This is a genomic window from Streptomyces sp. NPDC054847 (assembly GCF_053610925.1).
The window spans coordinates 23715-41584 of record NZ_JBSGZJ010000011.1 but is presented as its reverse complement, the minus strand read 5'-3'; the positions used below and the strand labels follow the sequence as shown (position 1 = coordinate 41584).

The window sequence follows — 17870 nt, the reverse complement described above, 5'->3', positions numbered from 1 at the left end:
CTCCCACGAGCGCCGGGCCGTAGGGGGAGTTTGAGGACACCGCGCGGAGCGCGGTAAGGGGCCCGGGGCCTGCCCCGCCACGCGGCGGAGCCGCACATCGGTACAGCGGGAAGGGGTGGGTAGGGGAACAAGCCCGCCGCAGGCGACACCCACCCGGCGCGGCCCCCACCGTCACCCCTCCTGGTGCCCCGTGTCGTTCCACCGCTCGATCGCCGGCTCCCCGTACGCCCACCCCAGCACCGACAGGCTCGTCGGATCCAGCCGGATGCGCGCCCCGAAGGAGATGTGCTCGCCCAGCCACCTCGCCCCGATCGAACGCAGGATGTGGCCGTGGGCGAAGATCAGTACGTCGCGGTCGGCCGAGCGGGCCCATTCGACGACCTCGTCCGCGCGGGCGGACACGTCCGCGCGGGTCTCGCCGTCGGGTGCGCCGTCGCTCCACAGGAGCCAGCCGGGCCGGATGTCCTGGATCTCGGCCGGCGTGAGGCCCTCGAACGCGCCGTAGTCCCATTCCATCAGCGGGTCCCAGGCCTGCGCCCGCTCCCCGAAGCCCGCCAGCGCGCACGTCTCACTCGCCCTGATCAGCGGGCTGGTACGGATCTCGACCCCTTCCAGCCCCGACCACGGCGCCCGGTGAAGCCGCTCGCCCAGCAGCTTGGCGCCGCGCCGGCCCTCCTCGAGCAGGGGGATGTCCGTCCTGCCGGTGTGCCTTCCGAGCAGCGACCATTCGGTCTGGCCGTGCCGGGCGAGCAGGATCCGCGGTGCCATGGGGAGCTCTCCTGAGGTTCACGATCGATGTCGCTCCATCATCCCGCACCTGAACTTCAGGCAACCTCCGCGCCGATCTCGGCGTCCCCCTCCCCGGACGAGTGATCCCGACGGGGGACGGAGACCGACCGGATGCCGCAGACCGCGCCTCGCCACCGGCCTCGCTGGTGGACCGAGCTGCTGCTGATCGCCGTCGTCTACGCGGCGTACTCGGCCGGCCGGCTCCTCGCCCGCGGCGACGTCTCCACGGCCGTCGACAACGGACTCGCGATACTCCGGGCCGAGAAGGCACTCCTGCTCAACGCCGAGCATCCGCTGAACCGTCTCTTCACGGAGATGCCCGCGCTCGGCATACCCGCCGATTTCGCGTACGCCTCGCTCCACTACCTGGCCACCCCCGCCGTCCTCGTGTGGCTCTTCCGCCGCCGCCCGCTCCACTACCGCGCGGCCCGCACCTGGCTGATGCTCTCGACGCTCCTCGGGCTGGCCGGTTTCACACTGATGCCGACCTGCCCTCCGCGGCTGCTGGACGCCGGCCACGGGTTCGTGGACACGATGGCGCAGTACAGCTCGTACGGCTGGTGGGGCGCGGAGGCGAGCGCGCCGCGGGGGCTCGGCGGCATGACGAACCAGTACGCGGCGATGCCGAGCCTGCACGTCGGCTGGGCGTTGTGGGTCGGTGTGATGCTGTGGCGGCACGGCCGTACGCCGCTCGTGCTGGCTCTGGCCGTCGCCTACCCGCTGCTCACCACGGTCGTGGTGATGGGCACGGCCAACCACTACTTCCTCGACGCGGTGGCCGGCGCCGCCGTCATGTGCGCGGGGGCACTGCTGACCAGGCCCGCCCTGCGTCTCGCCGACCGCACGCGCGAACGGTTCACCGGCGGGCCGCGCCCCACCGCGGCGGTCGCCGCCTCCCCTGTTGTCGGTGGCGGATGCGAGACTTCCGCGGGTGAGCGAATCCCTGGGCAGCGGACCCCCTCCGCAGGCGCCGACGACAGCACTCCGGCAACGGCTCGCTGAGCTGCGGGGCCCTGCCGCGCAGCCCCATCCGCTGGACGCCCGCGCCCTCGCGGCCCTCGCCGCCAACCCGGGGTGCCGGCGCCGGGCGCTGCTGGACGGCGCCGGGGTGGACAAGGCGGCGCTCGCCTCCGCGCTGGGTGCTCCGGGGACGTTCGGGCAGTCGCAGTTCGCCTTCATGCGCGGGAACGCCTTCGAGGCGAAGGTGAAGGCCGACGGCGGCAAGGAGCTGCTGCGCCTGCTGGGGCTCGACGACCCGGCGGGCGCCCTGGTGCCGGATCTGTCGGCGGCCGGCCCCGAGGGGCGTGCCGCGCGTACGGCGCTGGCGCTGCGCGAGGCGACGGCCGCCGGGGCGTGGACGCTGCTCGACCATCCGTTGCTCGCCCTGGACGTGGCGGGCTCGCCCGCGTATCTGGAGCCGGACGCGGTGGTGGTGCACCCCGACGGCCGGTGGACGGTCGTGGAGATCAAGTCGTTCCCGATGGTCGACGCGTCGGCGGACGCGTCGAAGGTGGGTGCGGCCGCCCGCCAGGCCGCGGTGTACGTCCTGGCGCTGGAGCGGGTCGCCGCCGTCACGGACGGCGCGCGGGTCGCGCACAGCATCCTGCTGGTCTGCCCCAAGGATTTCTCCAACCTGCCGACCGCGTCCGCCGTGGACGTGCGCAAGCAGCTGTCGGTGACCCGCCGTCAGCTGGCCAGGCTGACCCGTGTCGAGGACATCGCGGCCGGGCTCCCGGAGGGCGTCACCTTCGACCTCGACGGCTGTTCGCCGGACGAGCTGACGGCTGCGGTCGAGTCCGTCCCGCACGCGTACGCGCCCGAGTGCCTCGCCGCCTGCGAGCTGGCCTTCCACTGCCGTGACCGGGCCAGGCAGGCCGGTGCGGTGGAGACGCTGGGCCGGTCGGTCCGCGGTGAGCTGGGCGGGCTGACGACCATCGGCGAGGTGCTGGCGGCGGCACGCGGCGAGGCCGGGGACCCGGCCGACCCGGCGGTGGCGGCGCTCCGGCGGGCGGCCGCGCTGCGGGCCGAGGCGCTGGCCGAGGCGGATCCTGCGCAGCGGGGCGCGGCGGCGGGGCAGGAGGCCGGAGCATGTCGCTGATCGCCACCCTCGCCCGGCTGGAGGCGGTCGAGAGGGGCCGGGCGCAGCCGCTGGCGACGGTCCGCCACCGGCGGGTGGCCGAGCGCCCGTTGGTGTTCGTGCCGCTGACGACCGCGGGTGAGGCCGGGGCGCCGCTCGGCGCGCTGGTGGGGACGGACCCCGAGGAGCCGCGGCTGCTGGTCGTGGCCCAGCCGCGCGACCGCGACCTGCGTTCGGCGTTCCTGGCGGAGCTGGCCGACGTGGTCCTGCCGTATCTCGACGGCTTCGGGGACGAGGTGGAGCACGTCGAGCGCAAGGAGACCGACGCGGAGACCGGCAAGAGGGTCACCGTGGAGGTCGAACTGTGCGCGGACGCGCCGCAGTTGATCGTGCCGAGCCGGGCGGGCGTGGAGTTCGTGCGGCTGCTGGGACGCTCGATGCGGTTCCGTCGCACGGCCGAGCAGGACCCCGACACGCCCTACCCGGCACCGCCCCGTGTGCCGTTGCTGGGCCGCTGGCTCACCCACTACGGGGAGCGGGCCCGGGTCCCGGGCTCCTCCCTGCTGCTCGCGGCGACGGATCTGCTGAACCGCCACTGGGCGACCGGCCAGTCCTCGCTGGAGGACCAGCACCTGGGCGCACTGCTCGCCTGGATCGAGGCGGACGACGCGCCGGACGGCGACTCCGGCGCGGAGGCCGCGCTGCGGGCCGAGCTGGGCCGGGACCGGGAGGGCATGCTGCTGTGCCCGCCGGCGGGGCCGGCGACCGACCCGGTCTTCGACAACCGGCGGCTGGCGCCCGCGATGGAGCGCTACGACCGGGCCCGGCAACTGCTGGCGACGGCCGAGGACGGCGGCAGCGCCGACGAGCGGCTGGGCGAGCTGCACCGCGCGGAGCGGGAGATCCGGCGCCTGGTCGCGGACCAGATGCGGCCCACCTGGTCCGCCGTGTGGCGCACGGTCGAGCTGATGCGCGCGCTGCCGGAGGGCTCCCGCGTCGAGGACCGCTGGACCCGTGACCGGTGGTCGTTCACCGCGCACCGCGACCGGGTCCGCGCCGGTGAGCCGCCCCAGCCGCGGCGCGACGACGCGGTGACCGCCGCGCAGAAGCTGGCCGCGCGGGAGACGGCGCAGGCGCAACTGGAGGCCCAGGAGGCACTGGACGATCCGCTGGTGCTGGCGGGCCGCCGGCTGGCGGGCGAGGCGTTCCTGTCGGAGGTGATCGACGTGGAGATGGCCTGGTCCGAGTCGAAGCGGCCGAGTCCCCGTCCGCTGGTGACCGTCCGCACGGACGACCGCCCCCACCTCGGCGAGCGGGTGAAGGTGTACCGCTCGCTCGAGGGAAAGCCTCAGACGGCCGAGTTCGTGCGGTACGAGGACGAGGGCACGCTGGTGCTGCGCGTCATGGACCGGATGGGCCGCGCCAAGGACCCCGCGGAGGGGTCGGTGCCGGCCAAGGGGGACCGTATCGCCTGGACTCTGTTCGAGCACGACCAGCGGGGCGGGCCGAAGCTGCCGGATCCGGAGGAGACGCCGTGGACGCACGGCGGGCCGCCGCGCACCGACACGGCCGAGATCCCGGACCTCGTCACCCCGGAGGACCTCCTGTGACACCCCCTTCCGCCGCGCCGTTCCCTCCGGCCACGGCACCGGTTCCCACGGCGCCGTTCGATCCCGCCGCGGAGGCCGCGCGTGCCACGGCCGGCATCCTCGCCGACACCCTCCACGGCTCCGCCAGGGGCGTCGTCGTCGACTCCCCGCCGGGCGCCGGCAAGTCGACCCTTGTGGTGCGGGCGGCACTCGAACTGGCGGCGGCGGGCCGTCCGTTGATGGTCGTCGCGCAGACCAACGCGCAGGTGGACGACCTGGTGCTGCGGCTCGCGGAGAAGGAGCCGGGGCTTCCCGTCGGCCGTCTGCACTCGAACGACTCCGACCCGTACGACAAGGCTCTCGACGAACTGGACAACGTCCGCAAGTCGGCGAAGGCCGGTGACCTGGCCGGTCTGGACGTCGTCATCTCCACGGCGGCCAAGTGGGCGCATGTGCAGGGCGTCGAGCCCTGGGGACACGCCATCGTCGACGAGGCGTACCAGATGCGCTCCGACGCGCTGCTGGCCGTCGCCGGGCTGTTCGAGCGTGCGCTCTTCGTCGGCGACCCGGGCCAGCTCGACCCGTTCTCCGTGGTCGGTGCAGAGCAGTGGGCGGGCCTTTCCTACGACCCGTCCGCGAGCGCGGTGTCGACGCTCCTCGCGCACAACCCGGAGCTGCCGCAGCACCGGCTGCCGGTCTCCTGGCGGCTGCCTGCGTCCGCGGCGCCGCTGGTGTCCGACGCGTTCTACCCGTACACACCGTTCCGCAGCGGCACGGGCGACGGGGACCGGAGGCTCTCGTTCGGTGTGCCGTCCGACGGCTCCGGGCCGGACCGGGTTCTCGACGAGGCGGCCGCCTCCGGCTGGGGGCTGCTGGAGCTTCCCCCGCGTCACACGCCGCGGACCGATCCGGAGGCGGTACGGGCCGTGGCGCTGGTGGTGCGCCGGCTGCTCGATCGCGGCGGCGCCGCGGTCTCGGAGCGGTCCGAGGAGCCGGTGCCGCTCACCTCGGACCGGATCGCCGTCGGCACGGCCCACCGCGACCAGGCCGCCGCGGTGCGCGCCGCGCTGGCGGACCTGGGCGTCACCGGCGTCACGGTCGACACCGCGAACCGCCTCCAGGGCCGTGAGTACGACGTGACCGTCGTACTCCATCCCCTGTCCGGCCGGCCCGACGCGACGGCGTTCCACCTGGAGACCGGCCGGCTGTGCGTCCTCGCCTCCCGGCACCGGCACGCCTGCATCGTGGTGTGCCGTGCCGGTGTGGGCGAGCTGCTCGACGAGCACCCGTCCACGGAGCCGGTCCAGCTGGGCGTGACGGTGAAGTTCCCGGACGGCTGGGAGGCGAATCACGCGGTGCTTGCCCATCTGGCCGAGCACCGGGTGCTGTGGCGGCCCTGAATGGCCTGAGGCCCTCTTGCGCGGCGCGGGACAATGGATGGCGGTCCGGGGCGCGGGCCGTGACGAGGAGGAGTAAGGACATGGCGGAACCGGAGCGGACGACCGAGCGCAGGATGCGGCCGGGCCCGCTGCTCTTCGAGCCGTCGGAGGCCGCCGCCGACCCTGAGCACTTCTTCGACCTGGAGTCCATGGAGGACCCGCGCGAGCTGCTGGCCCGCGCGACGGAGCTGGCACTCGCCTTCCGGGCGGCGACGGACCGGGCGGTGGAGTTCCAGGCCGTCGCGGCGGCCCAGCTGGCGGATCCCCGCCGCTTCGACCGGCTGACGCCCGCGGACATCGCGGAGCGGGCCGGCTGGACCGAGGACTATGCCCGCAAGATGATCGACTTCGGCGAGGAGCTCCTGCGCGGCGCTGTCACCTAGGGTCTTTCGTTTGGATCAGGCCGGATCAGGGAGCGGGGTCTGGTGCGTGCGATCGCAAGGCGGAGGAGGGAGGCTGGGGGTGCCCCCGTGCCCGGAGGGCTACGGGGGAGGAGCCATGCCGACCGACGACAACGCGGCGTGGGGGCACCTCCCGTGCCCGGAGGGCTACGGGGGAGTGCGTGCCAGGGTCCGCGAGCCCGGCATGATCCAAACGAGAGGCCCTAGCCCGCTCCGCGGGGCCCGGGCGGGCAGCCGCCGCTACGGGGAGTGGGGGCGGGGCTCCGGTCAACATCACTTCGCATATGCCGACGGCGCAAGATACTCCCCTCCGCCCCGTCCTGTCCTTGTTTCTGCCAACCCGGTGAAATTGCAGTATCACCCCCGGTAAGCATGAAGCATGACCGCATGGCTTCGAGACCCATCCCTGCTGACGCACGTGCCCGCCGACGAGGAGGACCGCGCCGCGGCCCGTGTGACACCCCCCGGCGCCGGCTGGCTCGCCTCCGCGGAGACGTACCCCCGGTCGGCGCTCGCCCAGTGGGAGGCGCGGCCGACCGCCCCCGCCGTGCTGCCCTGCGGCTCCGTGTTCGACGTGGTGACCGTGCCTTCGATCTTCGGCCGCCGGATGCTGGACCGGCTGTGGGAGGAGGGCCCCGGGTCCGGGCCCGTCGCCGTGCACCGGGGCCGGATGATGCTGTTCGCCGCGCCCGGCACGGCCCAGCGGCTGCCGTCGCTGCTCGACTGGGAGGAGTGGGGCGACGCCGTTCCGCCACTGCTGTGCCACGGCACGGGCGACGCCGTCACCGTCCCGCCGCTGATCCCCGCGAACACCGCCTACGAACCGCGCTGGGTGGTCGCCCCGGACACCCGCCGGCCCTGGCTCCCGGGCCCGGAGGTCCTGCTGTGGGCGTGTGTACGGGCGGTCCGCGCGAAGGCCTCCGCGGGGGTGCGGGTATCGATTTTTCCTCCCGCCGATCAGGATGCTAAGGTCTACGACGTCAGCAGGCGCCGCTAGCTCAGTTGGTTAGAGCAGCTGACTCTTAATCAGCGGGTCCGGGGTTCGAGTCCCTGGCGGCGCACAGACGGAAGAAGGTCCCTCGCGAGAGCGGGGGACCTTCTTCGTGTCCGGAACAGGACGGCGCTAGGCAGTGGTGATCTTCACCGTCCACGCCCCTGTCTGCGTCCTTTCCGCGACCTCCACCCGCGCCCGTCCGCCCGGCGGCCCCGGCATGGTGAAGGTCTCACCGACCCGCAGTGGCGCGTCCGCGAGCGGCGGGTAGACCGACTCCTCCCAGCAGGCGTCCGTGTCCGGGTGGGTGTCGACGACCTCGACGGGCCCGGCTCCCGACGCCGTCTCGGCCCGCACCCGGTAGAGGAGCACGCCCTCCGTACAGGTGTAGGTGTCGTTGCCGGTGGCTCCGCGGGCCTCGATCGCGAGCGCGCTGTCGGGTCCGGTGCGGACGACCGCCAGCCGGGTCCCGATGCTCCCGCCGCCCACGGGCGCGGCGGCCACGGGTTCGAGGGTCACCATGCCGCTGCCGCGCTCCGCGGAGACGCACCGCACCTCCTGCCGGGTCAGCCAGCCCAGCTTCCACTTGTGCCAGCCGAACAGGTCCGGTGCGAGTCCGAACTGGCTTCCCATGACGTCCCAGTCCCCGACGTGGGTGTCCCAGTCGCCGTTGCCGTCGACGGGCCGGTGGTAGAGGTCGGGCAGGTCGAAGACGTGGCCGGTCTCGTGGGCGAGCACGTTGCGGTCCGGCGGGTGGCGCTCGAAGACGGTGACCACCCGCCGGATGTCAGTGCCATCGGCGTTCAGCGGCCGGTCCAGGTTGACGACCTTGGTCGCGTCCGAGTCGACTCCGGGCGCGTCGGGGTCGGCGACCAGGTAGACGATGTCGTACTCGGAGAAGTCGACCTCGCGGTCGGCCACGTCGATCGCGTCCCGGAGATAGGCGGCGCGCTTCTCGGGGTCCCAGTCGCGCTGTATCCCGTAGGCGACGGAGGGCTTGGGCATGGGCAGCCACTCGGTCAGCGGCTCGGCACGCAGCGAGAACTTCCCGTACGAGGCGCGCAGGAAGAAGTCGCTGGTGGCGGGGAAGTGGTCGGCGGCGAGTTCGTGGGGGGCGTTCAGCGGCTCGGAGTCCGGGAACGAGAGGAAGATCATCACCGCGTCGAGGCCGGTGGCCGGCCGGGTGTAGGCGGCGTTCCAGGTGTCGAGGCCCAGCGAGTGGTGGGCCGTGGTCCGGGGCAGCGCGCAGGGGCCGCCCACGGAATCGGCGACGGCCGGACCGGCCACGAGGGAGGTGGCCGCGAACGCCAAGAGGGAAGTGAGCCCGGCGGCGGCACTCCGCAGCCGCACCCTTTCCACTCTCCCGGGTGTTCCCTCGGGCGACTGCTGACCCTCCACGTGGACCTCCGGCTGCGGAATGCAGGTTGCGTCACCCACCCTGTGATGTTTTCTGATGGTTCGCCCTGTTCCGGTGCCCCACTCGGGTGACCGACCTGACACCGGGCCGATGCCGCTCCGAGACCCGACGACACTCCGATGGCTCACGGAAAGTCACATTCGGTCAGGGGTCGCCAGAGCCCGGTCCGGACCCATGCAGAAACGATCGGCCGTTCCCTCTGGAGGCCCTGTCGCATGATGGTCACGCTGGAAGGGCCGCGTCCGCTGCCTCTATGATCGGCACACTTTCCCCGAGTTCTTGCTGGATTTCTTCGCCGACTGCCTTGGCGGGCCGTCCCCCGACCACATTTGTACGACCCTGTACGACACAACTGCACTGCGGGAGTGAGCGGTGAGCGGAACCTCCGAAGGACAAGGGCCCGCGGGCGTCGCAGTCCCCGGAAGCATCCGACCCTCGGTCACGGAGCGTCACAACTTCGGCCGGACGTCGTCCGAACTGCGCGATTACCGGGCCGCCTTCAACGCGGCACAACTGGCCATGGCCGTCGTCGACCACCGGGGCCTGGTGATCAGCGCCAACGAGGCGCTCGCCGCGCTGCTGGGCACCCGGCCCGTGGAGCTGCGCGACCGGTACGCGGCCGATCTCATCGACCTCGCCTCCGACGCCCGCACCTGGCACGCGTACCGCGAGGTGCTGCGCGGCCGCCGCTCGCGGTTCCGCTGCACCCGCCGTCTCAAGCACCCGGACGGGCGTGCGCTGTGGGCAGAGGTGACCGTCTCCCCCGTGCCCGACAGCGGCACCGTGCTGCTGTCCGTCGCGGACATCAGCGACCGGCGCGAACTACGGGCCAGGCTGCGGCATCTCCAGATGCACGACCCGGTGACCCGGCTGCCCAACCGGGCGCTGTTCTTCGAGCGGCTGACAGCCGCGCTGGAGTCCTCCCCCTACGACCAGGGCTCCACCGGCCGGATCGGCCTGTGCTACCTCGATCTCGACGGGTTCAAGGCCGTCAACGACACCCTCGGGCACCGCGTCGGCGACCGGCTGCTCGCCGCCGTCGCCACCCGGTTGGCCGAGTGCGCGGACGCGGGCGGCACCGGGCGGGGCGGCGGCCATCTGGTCGCCAGGCTCGGCGGTGACGAGTTCGCGATCCTCGTCGAGGACTCCACCGGCACGGAGCAGGTCGCCGACCTCGCCAGGTCCGTACTGGCCGCCCTCCAGGAGCCGTTCGACCTGGCAGGCCAGCGGCTGTCGGTGTCCGCGTCGATCGGTGTCGTGGAGCGTGCGGTGTCGGGGACGAGCGCGACCGGCCTGATGCAGGCCGCCGACACGACGCTGTACTGGGCGAAGGAGGACGGCAAGTCCCGCTGGACGCTCTTCGACCCCGAGCGGAACGCGCACCGGATGACCCGGCAGGCGCTCTCCTCGATGCTGCGTCCGGCCGTGGAACGCGGGGAGTTCACCCTCGAGTACCAGCCGCTGGTGGGCATGGCCGACGGAGTGACGCGTGGTGTGGAGGCGCTCGTGCGCTGGAATCACCCGCGGTTCGGCACGCTCACGCCGAATCGGTTCGTCGCGATCGCCGAGGAGGACGGCTCGATCGTGCAGCTCGGGCAGTGGGTGCTGCGCACGGCGTGCCGGCAGGCCAGACAGTGGCAGCTCGACCACCCGGACGTCCCGCCGCTGTTCGTCAGCGTCAACGTCGCCGTGCGGCAGGTCTGGGACTCCGACCTGGTCGCCGATGTCGCCGAGATCCTCGCGGAGACGGGTCTGCCCGCACATCTGCTCCAGTTGGAGCTCACCGAGTCCGCGGTGATGGGGTCGGCGGGCCGGCCGCTCCAGGCGCTCCAGGCGCTGAGCGACATGGGCGTGCACATCGCCATCGACGACTTCGGTACCGGCTACTCCAACCTCGCGTACCTGAGCCGGCTGCCGGTATCCGTACTGAAGCTCGACGGAACGTTTGTCCGCGGCTTCCAGGACGAGGCCCACGCCAACCCGGCCGACGAGACGATCGTCCAGGCCCTGGTGGAACTGGCCCACCGGCTCGGCCTGACCGTCACCGCGGAGTGCGTGGAGACCTCGGGCCAGGCGTCCCGGCTGCGCCGGATCGGCTGCGACACGGGCCAGGGCTGGCTCTACTCACGCGCGGTCGGTCCGGAGCGCATCGCGGAGATGCTGGGCGCGGGGCCCTGCCATCAGCCGGCCACGACGCCGGGCTGAGGAATCCTCGCCCTGCCGCTCACGGCGGCGGGGTGCCGCGGTCCGGACACGGGGATCCCCCACGGCCGCCGGCCGTGGGGGATCAGTACGTGGCGGGTCGGTTCAGCAGGCGCCGAGGTCCTGCCAGACTCCCCACTCGCCCGTGGTGCCGGGCTCCTCGCCCTGTGTCCACCACTTGGCCTTCCAGAGACGGCCCTTGTGGGAGGCCTCGCCGCCGTTGTTGTAGACGGCGGTGGAGGTCCAGGCGGCCGCGGTGCAACCGGGCTGCGGCTCCGTCGGCGTCGGGGTGGGTGTCGGCTCGGTCGGCGTCGGGTTCGGCTCGGTCGGGGTCGGCGTGGGCTCCGGGTCCGTCGGGGACGAGCCGACCGCGGTCACGATCTGGTGGAACAGGGTCGCCCCGGTGTCCAGGCCGAGCAGCGAGTACATCATCGCCCCCGCCAGCCCACGCTCGTGCGCGTAGTCCGCCCGTGCCTGGACGGCCCGCTGGTCGAGGCCGGTGAAGAACTCGCCGTCCTTGTAGAAGTACGCGGCCTTCGCCTCGTCGTCCCAGAAGGTGGTCGCCGGGTTGTCGACGATGCCGCCGAGTTCCTTGTAGTGCGCGATGCCCGCCTGCTGGCTGACGGGCCGGGCGGCCGACGCGCCGGTGGCACTGCCGCCGAGGCCGTTGCGGGTGCCCGCCGGGACGCCCTTCCAGCCGCGGTAGTAGAACTCGTACCCGAGCGTGAGCTTGCCGGCCGGGAATCCGCCGGCGATGCCGTAGGCGCTGTTGCCGTCGATCCACGCGTCGATGGCGTTGTCGATCGAGTACTTCTGGGTGCCCGGCTTGACGGGGTCGGTCGGGTCGGACGCCGGGGAGTACAGCGGCGACTGGTGGTACGCGGGCCCGTCGCCGTCCCAGGCGCCGTGCATGTCGTACGTCATGATGTTCGCGTAGTCGAGGTACGCGCCGATCTTGTCGGTCTCGATGTGCCTGATCTTGTCCTGGCCGGCCGGGAGGGCGGCGGTCAGCAGGTACTTCTTGCCGCCGTGCGCGGCGCCGTACGCGTCGAGCTGCTTGCGGAACTCGGCCAGCAGCAGCGTGAAGTTCTGCTTGTCCTCGGGGCCGTAGTGGTTGCCGAGGTGACCGTCGGGCGAGCCCGGGTACTCCCAGTCGACGTCGATGCCGTCGAAGATCCCGGCGGCGGTGCCGGGGCCGCCGTAGCCGCCCTCGACGGGCAGGTCTCCGGCGATGTACTGCTTGACGCACGAGGCGACGAACTTCTTGCGGCTCGCGTCCGTCTTGGCCGCGTCGTGGAAGTACTTGGAGTAGGTCCAGCCGCCCAGCGAGATGTTGATCTTCAGGTGCGGGTGCTTGGCCTTCAGCTCCTTGAACTGGTTGAAGACACCCACGATCGGCTGGTTCCAGGTGTCGGCCACGCCGTCCACGCTGTCGGCGGCCGAGAAGGAGCGCTGGTAGTCGGCGTACGAATCGCCCGCGCCGTCACCGGCGTTGGGGTTGGCGTCGTCGCCGGCGGCCTTGTTGGCCTCGAAGCAGGTCAGTTCGGTGGGGTGGATGTTGCCGAACGAGTAGTTGATGACGTCGAGCTTCTCCGCGATGCCCCGGGTGTCGAGGTGCTTGGGGTAGAAGGCGTTGCCGTACACGCTCCACTGGTCGTAGTAGGCGATCTTGACGCCACCGGTCGAAGCGGCCGCCGGCGCTGCGTCGGCGGCCTGGGCGGAACCGGGGCCGACGACGGCCGCCAGCGCTCCGGCGGCGAGTGCCGCGCTGGTGAGCGCTGCGAGCAAGGGTCTGCGGACGTGCACGTGCGGCCTCCGAGGGGGTGCGTGGTACGGGAGTTGGAGCAGTGATAGCCGCCACCCGAAGTCCGCGTCAATGGTCTGCACCAAATGAGGACTAGACCAATTTGAGCCAGAAGCACCTTGTCAGAGGCCTGCACCCGTTGCGAAAAACCGCCCGACACCCTGGGTGACGAGCGGTTTAAGCCCTCGTTAATGAGCCACTGCCGAACGGCTCAGGAAGGAACCGGCGCGGCCGGAAGTCCGTACGCGTCGGCGATGAGTTCGTAGCTGCGCAGCCGGGCCTCGCCGCCGTGCGCGTTGGCCGTGATCATCAACTCGTTGGCGCCGGTGCGCTTCTGGAGGTCGTCGAGTCCGGCACGGACGGCGTCCGGCGTGCCGTGCACCACGTTGCGCAGCCAGCTCTCGGCCACTTCGCGCTCCATCGGGCCGAAGTCGTACTCCTCCGCCTCCTCCGGCGTCGGGATCAGCCCCGGACGGCCGGTGCGCAGCCGCACCATGGACAGCGCGCCGGTGAGGACCTGCCGGCGGGCCTCCTTCTCGTCGTCGGAGGCGAGCGCGGAGACGCCGATCAGGGCGTACGGGGCGTCGAGCACCGCGGACGGCCGGAAGGACTCGCGGTAGAGGTCCAGCGCCGGGACGGTGTTCTGCGCGGAGAAGTGGTGCGCGAAGGCGAACGGGAGCCCGAGCACACCGGCGAGCCGTGCGCTGAAACCGGAGGAACCGAGCAGCCACAGCGGCGGGCGGGCCGGCGACTGGACACCGCCGGGCGCGGTCGCCTGCACGGGGCCGGGGACGGCGTGGATGCGGGCGTACGGGTGCCCGTCGGGGAAGTCGTCGTCCAGGAAGCGGGTCAGCTCCGCGAGCTGCTGCGGGAAGTCGTCCGCCCCCTCGTTCAGCCGGTCGGTGCGGCGCAGGGCCGCCGCCGTCGCGCCGTCGGTGCCGGGGGCCCGGCCGAGACCGAGGTCGATCCGGCCCGGGGCGAGCGCCTCCAGCGTGCCGAACTGCTCGGCGATGACGAGCGGCGCGTGGTTGGGCAGCATCACGCCGCCGGAGCCGAGGCGGATGCGCTCGGTGTGGGCGGCGAGGTGGGCGAGGATCACGGCCGGGGACGAGGACGCGACACCGGGCATGGAGTGGTGCTCCGCGACCCAGTGCCGGTGGTAGCCGCGGCTCTCCGCGAGCCGTGCCAGGTCCACGCTGGTGCGCAGCGCGTCGGTGGCGGTGCGCCCGCTGCCGACGGTGACGAGGTCGAGCACGGACAGGGGTACGGGGGCGGTCCCGGCCGCCGTGCCTCGGATCTCGTCCACTGCGTCTGCGTTCACCGCTGGGCCCTCCTGCGTCTGTCGTACGTAGCCTCGACAGCCAACAGGAGGGCGACTCCGGTTATTCCCCGCACGTCCGGAGGCCCGCGCCGGCGGCGACCCGCTCAGGCCGTCCGGACCACCGCCCTGTGCACGGCGCCCAGCGTGCCGGGCGTGATCCGCAGCTTCAGGGACGGGCCGGTGGCGAGCACCCGCACGGAGCTGTCCTGGGAGGTCACGGAGGAGACGCGGCGGTCCCATGTCAGGTCGATGGTGGCGCCGTCGCGCAACGGCCCGGAGACACACACCGTCGCGGTGCCGGCCCCGCTCTCGCGGATCATCACGGAGGCCGGCGCGCTCGCGGTCAGCGCCCCGACCGTGCCGCCGAACCAGAAGTTCACGCCGGTGAAGCCCACCTTGGGGACGTGCACCCCCTGATGGTCGGCGGTGTTCGCGAGGACGGTGAGCCACTCCGTGTCGGCTGCCCGTGCGGCGGTCTGCGCCTCGCTCGCGCCCGGCATCAGGACGTACGCGTACGTCGCCCACGTCGGGTCGGTGCCGTGGTCGAACCACAGCGTCAGATAGCGGCGGGTGACCGGGTCGGTCACAGCGCCCTTGTTGATGTCCGACCAGGCGCCGGTGCGGGCCTGGCGCAGGGCCTTCACGGTGGCGCCGCCCGGGAAGACGTAGCCGGCGTGCCCCGCGAGGTGGGCCCAGCGGGCCCCCGTCAGGGTGGCGCTCCAGCCGGGCGCGGTGGGCCGGGGCGTGCCGTCGACGGTGAAGCCGTGCACGCCGTCCGCGCCGAGGTTGCGGTTCTCGACGACGGACTCGACGCCCGTGCCGTCCCGGCCGTGGATGCCCGCGCCGAGGCAGACGACCGCGTCGTCGAGGAAGAACCAGGACTTCTTGGCGAGGAGCGTGGAGGACAGCCCCTTGAGGTACTGGCCGACCGCCGCGTACGTCCCGTCGCTCGCGCCGCCGACCCAGCGGACGTCGGGGCGGGCCGCCCCCCAGGTGCCTCCCTCGCCGTCCGCCAGCGTCTTGCGGGAGGCGGTGGTGCCCGGCAGCCGGTAGGGGTCGACCGTGGGCCAGAAGTCGTCCGAGTACTGGCCGTTGGCGAAGGAGTCGCCCCACCAGTAGAGCATTCCGGAGCCGCTGTGCCAGGCGCGGAGGTTCTCGCCGTTGCCGTTCTCGTAGTAGGTGATCCGGTGGGAGGCCATGGAGAGCGCGGCGGCCCAGCCGGGGCGGCGGTGCACCGCCCGGTCCATCGCGGGGAAGAAACGGTGGCCGACCGGCTCCGGGCCCGGCAGCGCCGGGCCGTCGGCGACGGCCTTCAGCCGGGACAGCTGAGCCACCCCGAGCGCCTGGCTGGTCAGGACCGGGCGGTAGTAATCGCGGTCGATCCAGCCCTTGACCATCGAGTCCCAGCGGGACTTCTGCGCGGCGGAGGCACTGCGGGCGAGCAGCGCGATGCAGGCCATGATCGAATGGCCGCGCTGGTGGTCGTCCTGGTGGAGCCCGGTGGTGTCCGACTTCTGCACGCCCCGGCTGACGGCGCGCCCCGAGACGCCGTCCATGGCGAGCCCGTTGAAGAGGAAGGGCGCGTACGCCTTCTCCACCGAGTCGAGGACGATCTGCCGGCCGGCGTCGGTGATCTCCCAGGCGGAGCCCTGGAGGAGGGCGAACATGAGGGAGAGGCCGCCGAGCATGACGGCGCCGTACGACCCCGCGTAGGGGACGTAGGTGTGCTGGATGAAGCTGCCGTCGGCGTGGAGGCCGTCGCCCGAGGTGACGTAAGGGAAGACCGGCGAGAGCGCGTCGCGTGCGAGGGCGAGCTTGGCGGAGTTCTTGCCGATCACCCCGCGCAGGGCGAGGACGCGGCACAGGTCGACACGGTTGGCCCCGGTGGAGGTGCCGGTGTACTGGGCCACGACGCTGTCCGGGACGAAACGGTCGACGGCCGCGCAGTGGTCGGCGAGCCGGGCGGCGCCCAGGTGGTCGTGGAGCAGGACGTCGATGTCGAGCAGCGCCTGCGGGATGCCGATCTGCCAGTTGTACCAGTTGCCGTAGCGGACGCCGCCTGCGTGGTACGCCTCGCCGTGCAGGTGGTCGAGGCCGGTGAGGATGTCGGCGAGCAGGCCGGCGTCCCCGGTCAGGCCGGTGCCGGGCCTGCTGTGGGCCTCGGCCAGGGTGCGCAGCCGGTTGAAGCTGATGCCGAGGTTGCCGGAGTAGGTGTACGACTCGGCGTCGGTGTCCGGCTCCGGGTCGGCGTACGGCAGTTCGGGCCAGAGCGAGCCGTTCGCGGGGGCCATCGTCGAGCGGAGGGCGGCGGCCGTGCGGCCGAGGGCGGCGAGTTTGGAGGCGTACGGTTCCGCCGTGGGGCTGTAACCGGTGCCGAGGATCAGATCGTGCCAGGTGAGGCGGAGCGCGTCGTAGGCGTCGGCGGCGTGCGCGGGCGGTGCCGCGGCCGTGGTGAGCGGGCCGGCCGCGGCGGCGGCCAGGGCGGCGACCGAGGCGGCGCGCAGCACGGCGCGGCGGGACAGGAAGGCGGCGGGGACGGTGGAGGACATGACGGAGGAACCTCCGGAGCCAGGGGGCGTCGTGGGCCTCGGGCCCACGCTCGGGGTGAGCGGTTTCTCTCACAGGCCCGAACAACGAGTCAATGAATCGCGCATTCTCTGCTCGAATTGATTGTTCGAGCAGAAACGTGCACAGTCGATCAGAGGGCGGCTACACTGCAGCTCAGCCCGAGGGAAGGGGAACCCGAGCAGATGCACGCCGAAGAGAGGCATCAGGCGATACTCCGCAGGCTGCGCGAGCACGGATCGCTGCGCGTCACCGAGTTCGCCGAGGAGTTGCAGGTCTCGCCGGTCACGGTCCGCCGGGACGTGGAGGCCCTCGCCGAACGCGGCCTCGTCGCCCGGGTGCACGGAGGGGCCGTCCTGCCGGAGACCCGCACCGGGACGGCGGGTGGTGAGTCGCGGCCCCGCCCCCGCGGCGAGGAGCCGGTCTTCGGACTGATCGTCCCGGCCGCCGACTACTACTACCCCGAGGTCATCAAGGGCGCCCGCGAGGCGGCCGCGGAGCACGGCGTACGGCTGGTCCTCGGCATCTCCCAGTACAGCTCCGACGAGGAACGGGCGCAGGCGCGCCAGATGCTCGCCGACGGCATCGACGGGCTGCTGATCACGCCGTGCAGCTTCGCCGTCGCCCAGCCCTGGCTCGCCGAACTGCCCGTGCCGCACGTGCTGGTGGAGCGCCGCCCCGGCGACGACGCCTCCGGCGCCGAGCGCGTGGTCACCGACCACGTCCACGGGGCGAGGCTCGCCGTACAGCATCTGGCCGGCACCGGACGCCGGCGCATCGGCCTGATGCTCCGCGACGACAGTCCGCACGGAGAACCGGTGCTGGAGGGCTACCGCGGCGGTCTCGCGGCTGCCGGCCTCGACGCACCGGGAGCCGGTCCGTACCGGCTGCCGCCGCCGGCCGGCGAGGCGGCCGAACGGGAAAGGCTGCTGGCGGACTTCACCACGGCGGTCACCGACGGCCGGCTCGACGCCGCGCTGATCCACAACGACCACGACGCCATCGTCGTGCTCCAGCGCCTGCGGGCGCGCGGCATCGACGTGCCCGGTGACGTCGCCATCGTGGCCTACGACGACGAGGTCGCCTCCCTCGCCGACATCCCGCTCAGCGCGATCGCCCCGCCCAAGCACGCCGTCGGGGCGGCGGCCGTCGAACTGCTCGCCCGCCGGCTCGCCGATCCGGGCAGGGCCAGGCACCGGCTGGCGATCCTGCCCGAGCTGCACGTCCGCTCTTCCAGCGCCTGATCGACCGGCAACCATCACGTCCGACGGAGAG

The 17870-nt window shown here is 72.7% G+C and carries 13 protein-coding genes and 1 tRNA gene; 9 read left to right on the top strand and 5 right to left on the bottom strand.

Annotation, left to right across the window (positions count from 1 at the left end; genetic code table 11):
- Positions 1-171: 171 nt before the first annotated feature.
- Entirely contained in the window at positions 172-768 is a 597-nt protein-coding gene (locus ACWGH4_RS02965) for a histidine phosphatase family protein (RefSeq protein ID WP_453454795.1), read from the bottom strand.
- Positions 769-900: 132 nt separating this feature from the next.
- Here ACWGH4_RS02965 and ACWGH4_RS02960 point away from each other — a divergent pair, with 132 nt between their 5' ends.
- From ACWGH4_RS02960 to ACWGH4_RS02930, 7 genes are all read left to right on the top strand, one after another.
- The gene (locus tag ACWGH4_RS02960; RefSeq protein ID WP_453454792.1) at positions 901-1791 is read left to right on the top strand and encodes a phosphatase PAP2 family protein; all 891 of its coding nucleotides are present in this window, start codon (positions 901-903) and stop codon (positions 1789-1791) included.
- Complete coding sequence (locus tag ACWGH4_RS02955; protein WP_441265585.1) at positions 1721-2887, top strand: hypothetical protein; 1167 nt, start codon at positions 1721-1723, stop codon at positions 2885-2887. The genes ACWGH4_RS02960 and ACWGH4_RS02955 overlap by 71 nt, the downstream gene beginning before the upstream one ends.
- A complete protein-coding gene (locus ACWGH4_RS02950; protein ID WP_453454789.1) occupies positions 2878-4476 on the top strand; it encodes a hypothetical protein in 1599 nt (532 codons plus the stop codon). Before ACWGH4_RS02955 ends, ACWGH4_RS02950 begins: the two co-directional genes overlap by 10 nt.
- Positions 4473-5855 (top strand): AAA domain-containing protein, encoded by a 1383-nt coding sequence (locus ACWGH4_RS02945; RefSeq protein ID WP_453454786.1) that lies wholly within the window; start codon positions 4473-4475, stop codon positions 5853-5855. Before ACWGH4_RS02950 ends, ACWGH4_RS02945 begins: the two co-directional genes overlap by 4 nt.
- An 80-nt stretch (positions 5856-5935) precedes the next feature.
- Positions 5936-6277: a hypothetical protein gene (locus tag ACWGH4_RS02940; RefSeq protein ID WP_441265582.1), complete on the top strand. Its 342-nt coding sequence runs from the start codon at positions 5936-5938 to the stop codon at positions 6275-6277.
- Positions 6278-6674: 397 nt separating this feature from the next.
- A complete protein-coding gene (locus ACWGH4_RS02935) occupies positions 6675-7292 on the top strand; it encodes a bifunctional DNA primase/polymerase (RefSeq protein ID WP_453454782.1) in 618 nt (205 codons plus the stop codon).
- Positions 7283-7356 (top strand) — tRNA-Lys (locus ACWGH4_RS02930). The genes ACWGH4_RS02935 and ACWGH4_RS02930 overlap by 10 nt, the downstream gene beginning before the upstream one ends.
- A 62-nt stretch (positions 7357-7418) precedes the next feature.
- Here the strand turns inward: ACWGH4_RS02930 and ACWGH4_RS02925 are convergent.
- A complete protein-coding gene (locus tag ACWGH4_RS02925) occupies positions 7419-8684 on the bottom strand; it encodes a M6 family metalloprotease domain-containing protein (protein ID WP_453454802.1) in 1266 nt (421 codons plus the stop codon).
- 445 nt (positions 8685-9129) lie between these two features.
- Here ACWGH4_RS02925 and ACWGH4_RS02920 point away from each other — a divergent pair, with 445 nt between their 5' ends.
- The gene (locus ACWGH4_RS02920) at positions 9130-10908 is read left to right on the top strand and encodes a putative bifunctional diguanylate cyclase/phosphodiesterase (protein ID WP_453454800.1); all 1779 of its coding nucleotides are present in this window, start codon (positions 9130-9132) and stop codon (positions 10906-10908) included.
- A gap of 102 nt (positions 10909-11010) precedes the next feature.
- Here ACWGH4_RS02920 and ACWGH4_RS02915 read toward each other — a convergent pair whose 3' ends face one another.
- The 3 genes from ACWGH4_RS02915 to ACWGH4_RS02905 form a co-directional block, all read right to left on the bottom strand.
- Positions 11011-12711, bottom strand: a complete 1701-nt coding sequence (locus ACWGH4_RS02915; RefSeq protein ID WP_453454780.1) for a glycosyl hydrolase family 18 protein — start codon at positions 12709-12711, stop codon at positions 11011-11013.
- Between the two features lie 209 nt (positions 12712-12920).
- On the bottom strand, positions 12921-14030 hold the full coding sequence (locus ACWGH4_RS02910; protein ID WP_453454777.1) for an LLM class flavin-dependent oxidoreductase: 1110 nt from the start codon (positions 14028-14030) through the stop codon (positions 12921-12923).
- Positions 14031-14134: 104 nt separating this feature from the next.
- Positions 14135-16579, bottom strand: coding sequence for a polysaccharide lyase 8 family protein (locus ACWGH4_RS02905; RefSeq protein ID WP_453454775.1), 2445 nt, complete (start codon positions 16577-16579; stop codon positions 14135-14137).
- A 201-nt stretch (positions 16580-16780) separates the two neighbouring features.
- Here ACWGH4_RS02905 and ACWGH4_RS02900 point away from each other — a divergent pair, with 201 nt between their 5' ends.
- Positions 16781-17839 carry a substrate-binding domain-containing protein gene (locus ACWGH4_RS02900; RefSeq protein WP_441265577.1) on the top strand — a complete coding sequence of 353 codons (1059 nt, stop codon included), beginning with the start codon at positions 16781-16783 and terminating at the stop codon, positions 17837-17839.
- Positions 17840-17870 lie beyond the last annotated feature (31 nt).

Bases quoted from the DNA above. Each gene is read 5' to 3' on its own strand.
- ACWGH4_RS02950 (WP_453454789.1), top strand. From the start codon at position 2,878: ATGTCGCTGATCGCCACCCTCGCCCGGCTGGAGGCGGTCGAGAGGGGC.
- ACWGH4_RS02905 (WP_453454775.1), bottom strand. From the start codon at position 16,579: ATGTCCTCCACCGTCCCCGCCGCCTTCCTGTCCCGCCGCGCCGTGCTG.
- ACWGH4_RS02900 (WP_441265577.1), top strand. From the start codon at position 16,781: ATGCACGCCGAAGAGAGGCATCAGGCGATACTCCGCAGGCTGCGCGAG.
- ACWGH4_RS02965 (WP_453454795.1), bottom strand. From the start codon at position 768: ATGGCACCGCGGATCCTGCTCGCCCGGCACGGCCAGACCGAATGGTCG.
- ACWGH4_RS02940 (WP_441265582.1), top strand. From the start codon at position 5,936: ATGGCGGAACCGGAGCGGACGACCGAGCGCAGGATGCGGCCGGGCCCG.
- ACWGH4_RS02935 (WP_453454782.1), top strand. From the start codon at position 6,675: ATGACCGCATGGCTTCGAGACCCATCCCTGCTGACGCACGTGCCCGCC.
- ACWGH4_RS02960 (WP_453454792.1), top strand. From the start codon at position 901: ATGCCGCAGACCGCGCCTCGCCACCGGCCTCGCTGGTGGACCGAGCTG.